Origin of the sequence: Thioclava sp. (assembly GCF_048263065.1) — a bacterium.
Taxonomy (GTDB): domain Bacteria; phylum Pseudomonadota; class Alphaproteobacteria; order Rhodobacterales; family Rhodobacteraceae; genus Thioclava.
On record NZ_JBLXEM010000070.1, the window covers coordinates 1 to 6,187 of the forward strand.

At 58.9% G+C, this 6,187-nt stretch carries 10 protein-coding genes and 1 pseudogene; 1 reads left to right on the forward strand and 10 read right to left on the reverse strand.

Features of this window, described 5'->3' with window-relative positions:
- Positions 1–405: 405 nt before the first annotated feature.
- The 5 genes from rplP to rplB are packed head-to-tail and all read right to left on the reverse strand — an operon-like array spanning position 406 to position 3,051.
- The gene (rplP, locus tag ACN0SD_RS20760; RefSeq protein ID WP_295533066.1) at positions 406–819 is read right to left on the reverse strand and encodes a 50S ribosomal protein L16; all 414 of its coding nucleotides are present in this window, start codon (positions 817–819) and stop codon (positions 406–408) included.
- A 14-nt stretch (positions 820–833) separates the two neighbouring features.
- Positions 834–1,544, reverse strand: a complete 711-nt coding sequence (rpsC, locus tag ACN0SD_RS20765; RefSeq protein WP_038130264.1) for a 30S ribosomal protein S3 — start codon at positions 1,542–1,544, stop codon at positions 834–836.
- Positions 1,544–1,924 (reverse strand): 50S ribosomal protein L22, encoded by a 381-nt coding sequence (rplV, locus tag ACN0SD_RS20770; protein WP_038130262.1) that lies wholly within the window; start codon positions 1,922–1,924, stop codon positions 1,544–1,546. Before rplV ends, rpsC begins: the two co-directional genes overlap by 1 nt.
- Positions 1,925–1,929: 5 nt before the next feature.
- On the reverse strand, positions 1,930–2,208 hold the full coding sequence (gene rpsS / locus ACN0SD_RS20775; protein WP_038130260.1) for a 30S ribosomal protein S19: 279 nt from the start codon (positions 2,206–2,208) through the stop codon (positions 1,930–1,932).
- Positions 2,209–2,211: 3 nt separating this feature from the next.
- Positions 2,212–3,051 carry a 50S ribosomal protein L2 gene (gene rplB / locus ACN0SD_RS20780; RefSeq protein WP_038130259.1) on the reverse strand — a complete coding sequence of 280 codons (840 nt, stop codon included), beginning with the start codon at positions 3,049–3,051 and terminating at the stop codon, positions 2,212–2,214.
- A gap of 253 nt (positions 3,052–3,304) precedes the next feature.
- Between rplB and ACN0SD_RS20785 the strand changes: the two genes are divergently transcribed.
- Positions 3,305–3,610 carry an SH3 domain-containing protein gene (locus tag ACN0SD_RS20785; protein ID WP_417810063.1) on the forward strand — a complete coding sequence of 102 codons (306 nt, stop codon included), beginning with the start codon at positions 3,305–3,307 and terminating at the stop codon, positions 3,608–3,610.
- A 95-nt stretch (positions 3,611–3,705) separates the two neighbouring features.
- On the opposite strand, the gene ACN0SD_RS20790 is transcribed toward ACN0SD_RS20785, so the two are convergent.
- The 5 genes and pseudogenes from ACN0SD_RS20790 to tuf form a co-directional block, all read right to left on the reverse strand.
- The gene (locus ACN0SD_RS20790) at positions 3,706–4,002 is read right to left on the reverse strand and encodes a 50S ribosomal protein L23 (protein WP_417810066.1); all 297 of its coding nucleotides are present in this window, start codon (positions 4,000–4,002) and stop codon (positions 3,706–3,708) included.
- An 11-nt stretch (positions 4,003–4,013) separates the two neighbouring features.
- Positions 4,014–4,634, reverse strand: coding sequence for a 50S ribosomal protein L4 (gene rplD, locus ACN0SD_RS20795; RefSeq protein WP_417810064.1), 621 nt, complete (start codon positions 4,632–4,634; stop codon positions 4,014–4,016).
- Positions 4,631–5,497, reverse strand: coding sequence for a 50S ribosomal protein L3 (gene rplC / locus ACN0SD_RS20800; RefSeq protein WP_417810065.1), 867 nt, complete (start codon positions 5,495–5,497; stop codon positions 4,631–4,633). Before rplC ends, rplD begins: the two co-directional genes overlap by 4 nt.
- 10 nt (positions 5,498–5,507) lie before the next feature.
- The gene (gene rpsJ / locus ACN0SD_RS20805) at positions 5,508–5,816 is read right to left on the reverse strand and encodes a 30S ribosomal protein S10 (RefSeq protein WP_038130254.1); all 309 of its coding nucleotides are present in this window, start codon (positions 5,814–5,816) and stop codon (positions 5,508–5,510) included.
- A 212-nt stretch (positions 5,817–6,028) separates the two neighbouring features.
- Positions 6,029–6,187 (reverse strand): annotated as a pseudogene (gene tuf / locus ACN0SD_RS20810) (elongation factor Tu); the annotation flags it as partial.

Sequence of the window (6,187 nt, forward strand, 5' to 3'; positions counted from 1 at the left end):
AAGATGGCGGCCTAACGCCAAAGATTTAACCCTAAGGACTCCGCCCAGAGCTGGAGGGAACTTGGGGCTCAGGTCAGTTCTTAAGGCTGCGATGGATGACGTCGAGGAAAAAGATTCAACGCATCAGGGGAATTGATTTATGGATGATGTTTATACTCCGATGAGTGTCTTCCCCGATCTGGAATGGCAGCTTTTATCGGTCACATGATGAACACCGGGCACATGCAGCGAACTTCCGGTTCCCGCCTCATGGCCGGCATCTAGGCCCAATGCAGCATTTGTCACTTCGGGCTCAAAGCCACCGCCCCCCCACAAACCAAAAGCCCCCGCCGATTGCTCGACGGGGGCTTTCGTTTGTCTGTCACTGGAACCAAGTCCGAAACTGCCTTACGCAGCTACGCCCTCTTACCAGTCCTGACGCTCGACGATGCGGCAGGCGACCGAGAGTTTCGCGGCGCCGAGGCGCAGGGCCTCGCGGGCGATGACTTCGTTCACACCGTCGATTTCGAACATCACGCGGCCGGGTTTGACGCGGGCGGCCCAGTAATCGACCGAACCCTTACCTTTACCCATACGCACTTCGGTCGGCTTCGCGGTCACCGGGGTATCCGGGAAGATCCGGATCCAAACACGGCCCTGACGCTTCATGTGACGCGTGATCGCGCGGCGAGCCGCCTCGATCTGGCGTGCCGTGACGCGCTCGGGAGCGGTGGCCTTGAGGCCGAAGTGACCGAAGTTCAAGTCAAAGCCGCCTTTGGCTTCGCCGTGAATGCGGCCTTTGTGCATCTTGCGGAATTTCGTCCGTTTCGGTTGCAGCATGACTATCTACTCCCTCAGCGATGATCGCGACGCGGGCCGCGCGGTGCCGGACCCTCTTGGGCCTCAGCGTGCTTGCGGTCGCGAGCTTGCGGATCATGTTCCATGATCTCGCCTTTGAAGATCCACACCTTGATCCCGATGATCCCGTAAGGGGTCATGGCTTCGGACAAGGCGTAGTCGATATCGGCACGCAGGGTGTGCAGCGGCACGCGACCCTCACGATACCACTCGGTACGCGCGATCTCGGCGCCGCCAAGACGGCCAGCGACGTTCACACGAATACCCAGTGCACCGATGCGCATTGCGTTTTGCACCGAGCGCTTCATCGCGCGACGGAACGAAACACGACGCTCAAGCTGCTGAGCGATCGACTCGGCCACAAGCTGCGCGTCGAGTTCCGGCTTGCGGATTTCGACGATGTTCAGGTGCAGCTCGCTGTCGGTGAAGTTCGCCAGCTTCTTGCGCAGCGATTCAATGTCTGCGCCTTTCTTGCCGATGATGACGCCCGGACGTGCTGCGTGAATGGTCACACGGCATTTCTTGTGCGGACGCTCGATGATGACGCGGCTGACGCCGGCCTGCTTGGCTTCCTTGTGGATGAACTCGCGGATTTTGAGATCTTCCAGCAGCAGGTTACCGTAGTCTTTGGTGTCGGCGTACCAGCGGCTATCCCAGGTGCGGTTGACCTGGAGGCGCATGCCGATCGGATTGACCTTCTGACCCATTACGCTTGCTCCTCGATCTGACGCACCTTGATGGTGATTTCCGAAAACGGCTTCATGATCTTGCCGAAACGGCCCCGTGCCCGCGGACGGCCACGCTTCATCACCAGGTTTTTGCCAACCCAAGCTTCGACAACGACGAGTTCGTCCACATCAAGACCGTGGTTGTTCTCAGCGTTGGCGATTGCCGATTGCAGGCATTTCTTGACGTCGCCCGCGATCCGCTTCTTCGAGAAGGTCAGATCGGTGAGAGCTTTGTCGACCTTTTTACCGCGGATCATCGCAGCAACAAGGTTGAGCTTTTGCGGCGAGGTGCGAAGCATCTTGGTTTTTGCCATTGCTTCGTTGTCCGCCACGCGGCGCGGATTCTTTTCCTTACCCATGACGATTACTTCCTCTTGGCTTTTTTGTCAGCCGCATGCCCGTAATAGGTGCGGGTCGGCGAGTATTCACCGAATTTCTGGCCGATCATTTCCTCGGTGACGTTCACCGGGATATGCTTGTGGCCGTTATACACTGCAAACGTGAGACCCACGAATTGCGGCAGGATGGTGGAACGGCGCGACCAGATCTTGATCACATCGTTTTTGCCCGCATCGCGCGACTTCTCTGCTTTTTTCAGCAGATAGGCGTCAACAAATGGGCCTTTCCAAACAGAACGAGACATATCTTAACGACCCTTTTTCTTCGCGTGACGCGAACGCAGGATGTACTGGTCCGTCTTCTTGTTGACGCGGGTGCGCTTGCCTTTAGTCGGCTTGCCCCACGGCGTCACCGGATGACGGCCACCCGAAGTGCGACCTTCACCACCACCATGCGGGTGGTCGATCGGGTTCATTGCAACACCGCGAACGGTCGGACGCACGCCCATGTGGCGCTTACGACCGGCTTTACCGAGGTTTTGGTTGCTGTGATCAGCGTTGGACACGGCACCGATGGTGGCCATGCATTCCTGACGCACGAGACGCAGCTCGCCCGAGGACAAACGCAGCTGCGCGTAGCCACCGTCACGACCCACGAACTGGGCGTAGGTGCCTGCGGCGCGTGCGATTTGACCGCCCTTGCCGGGCTTGAGTTCGACGTTGTGAACAATCGTCCCGATCGGCATGCCCGAGAAGGGCATCGCGTTGCCGGGCTTCACGTCGGCCTTGGCCGATGCGATCACGCGGTCACCCAAAGCAAGACGCTGGGGTGCGAGGATATAGGCAACCTCGTTGTCTTCATAGCGCACGAGCGCAATAAAGGCAGTGCGGTTGGGGTCATATTCGATACGCTCGACGGTTGCCGAGATGTCAAATTTGCGACGTTTGAAATCGACGATGCGATAGAGACGCTTCGCGCCACCACCTTTGTGCCACATCGTGATCCGCCCGGTGTTGTTCCGGCCACCTGTCTTGGTCAAACCCTCTGTGAGGGCTTTGACCGGACGGCCTTTCCAAAGCTCCGAACGGTCGATCAGAACCAGCCCACGCTGGCCCGGCGTCGTCGGTTTATACGACTTGAGTGCCATGCTTTCTGTCTTCCGTTAGCTTGAGACGGGTTGCCCCGCCTGCTTATGTGTAGGGCCCCGAAGGTCCCCGAATGCAAAAGTCACCGGCCCCGGAACGAATCCGAGGCCGCGAGACTGGCGCGTAGCTAGCAGGGATGGCGAGGGGTGTCTATAGGAAGCAACCCTGTTTCGCACGCAATCGCGCAGGCAACTGGCGTTTCGCTCGCGCTCCATGCAAACTGGGCGGCGAGGCAAAAAATAACAGGAGAAAACGATGCGTCAAATCCGAATGCTTGCGTTGGCCAGCCCCCTTCTTGTCGCAGGTCTCGTGGCCACCCCTGCCCTCGCCGACAGTTGGCGCGGCAGCTATGAGGTTTACGGCGTCAAGGGCGAGGATATGCTCAAGATGCGCGAAGGGCCGGGCGTCGGGTATAAGGTGATCGTCGGGCTTCCTAACGGCACGAGGGTTAAGGTGCAGAATTGTCAGCGCCTTGGCAATACGCGCTGGTGCGAGGTTACGCTTGAGCGCGCGCGCAGCCTGAAGGGCTTCGTCTCCGAAAGCTACCTGCGCGAGAAGTGAGGCCCCTGCCCCGCCCTTTCGACCGCACGAGACCGCACCAAACAAAAAGGCCCCCGCTTGCGCGAGGGCCTCTCCAATGTTTTGACTCAGCCAGATTACAGGCCAGTGGAGACGTCGATCGTGTTGCCTTCTTCAAGCGTCACATAGGCTTTTTTCACGTCCGAGCGACGACCGGGGGTACCCCGGAACCGCTTGGTCTTGCCTTTGATGATGGTGGTGTTGACCGCCTTCACCTTGACGCCGAAGAGAACTTCGACGGCGTCTTTGATCTGCGGCTTCGAGCTGTCTTTCGACACTTCGAAAACCACCGCACCATGCTCCGAGGCCATCGTGGCTTTCTCGGTGATGATCGGCTTGACGATCACGTCGTAATGTTCGGGTTTCGCATTCATTTCAAGCTTGCTCATTTCAGACGGGCCTCCAGAGCTTCGATACCCGCCTTCGTGATCACAAGCGTGTCACGCAAAAGGATATCATAAACGTTGGCACCCATCGAGGGCAGCACGTCGATGCCTTCGATGTTGCGCGCGGCTTTGGCGAAGTTTTCATTCACCTCGGCCCCGTCGATCACCAGCACGCGTTTCCAACCCAACTCCTTGGCAGCTTTTGCCAGATCCTTGGTTTTGGACCCTGCCATCTCAGCGTTCTCCAAAACGATCAGATTGCCGGTTGCGGCTTTGGACGACAGCGCATGCTTCAGACCGAGTGCCCGGAACTTCTTGGGCAGGTCGTGGGCGTGGCTGCGCGGGGTCGGGCCTTTATAGACGCCACCTTTGCGGAAGATCGGAGCCTTGCGAGAGCCGTGGCGTGCGCCGCCCGTGCCCTTTTGGCGATAGATCTTCTTGGTCGAGTAGGACACGTCCGAACGACCGAGCGTCGAGTGAGTGCCAGCCTGTGCTTTCGCACGCTGCCAGCGCACCACACGGTGCAAGATGTCGGCGCGCGGCTCGAGTCCAAAGATCTCATCCGCGAGGTCGATCGAACCGGATTTACCGGCGTCGAGCTTGATCACATCGAGTTTCATTCTTTGTCTCCCTCAGGCGCAGCGTCGCCACCGTCGGCCTTATCGGCCTCGATCGACGCTTCAGCTTCCTTGAGCGCGGCGGCTTCGGCTGCAGCAGCTTCGGCCTCAGCGGCCTGACGTGCAGCTTCTTCCTCAGCAGCGGCAGCGGCGGCGGCGGCTTCAGCAGCCTTATGCGCAGCAGCAGCAGCCGATTTCAGCGCAGCCGGATAGATCACGTTGTCAGAGAGCGGCTTTTTCACCGCATCCTTGACCGTAACCCAACCGCCCTTGGCGCCGGGAACCGAGCCTTTGACCATGATCAGACCGCGATCTGCATCGGTTTTCACCACTTGCAGGTTCTGGGTCGTCACGCGGGCAGCGCCCATGTGGCCAGCCATTTTCTTGCCTTTGAACACCTTACCGGGGTCTTGACACTGACCAGTCGAACCATGCGACCGGTGGCTGATCGAGACGCCGTGCGTGGCGCGCAGACCGGCAAAGTTGTGACGCTTCATCGCGCCCGCAAACCCCTTACCAATCGAGGTGCCCGCGATATCCACGAACTGACCTTCGAAGTAATGATCGGCGGTGATTTCCTCACCCACTTCGATCAGGTTTTCGGCGGCAACGCGGAATTCCGCGACCTTGCGCTTGGGCGCCACATTCGCCTTGGCGAAGTGACCACGCATTGCAGCGGTCGTGCGCTTGGCTTTCGCCTCGCCCGCACCAAGCTGAACGGCCGAATAGCCGTCGAGTTCGGACGTGCGCTGTGCCACAACCTGCAAGCTGTCGAGTTGAAGAACGGTCACAGGAACCTGACGACCATCTTCAAGGAAAAGCCGGGTCATCCCCAACTTCTTGGCAATAATACCAGTACGAAGCATGTGACCCTCCTTACACCTTGATCTCGACGTCGACACCAGCAGCCAGGTCGAGCTTCATCAGCGCGTCCACGGTTTGCGGGGTCGGATCGACGATGTCGAGAAGACGCTTATGCGTACGGATTTCCCACTGGTCGCGCGACTTCTTGTCAATGTGCGGACCACGCAGAACCGTGAATTTCTCAATTTTGTTGGGCAGCGGAATGGGTCCGCGCACCGTAGCACCCGTGCGCTTCGCGGTGTTAACGATTTCTTGAGTGCTGGCGTCCAGCACACGGAAATCGAACGCCTTGAGCCGGATGCGGATATTTTGGCCGTTCATGTGTCATGCCTCTCGCATGGCGTGAAGATTGAGAGGCAGACGACACCTCATATGTGTCTGCATCGAACCTTTAATCTAAAGCTAGATCAGAGGCGTCCCCTACGGGGCTGCCCTGAGTCTGTCAAGAGCGAATGGCGCGCCTGTCGGCGCACCATCCAAATTCTTCTTCGCATCAGGTATCCGAGGCCACAAACGCGGCCCCGAAGCCCCAATCAAGCGAGGATTTTCGACACCACGCCAGCGCCGACGGTGCGGCCGCCTTCGCGGATAGCGAAACGCAGACCGTCTTCCATGGCGATCGGTGCGATCAGTTCGACTTCGAACTTCAGGTTGTCGCCCGGCATGACCATTTCCGTGCCTTCGGGCAGGTT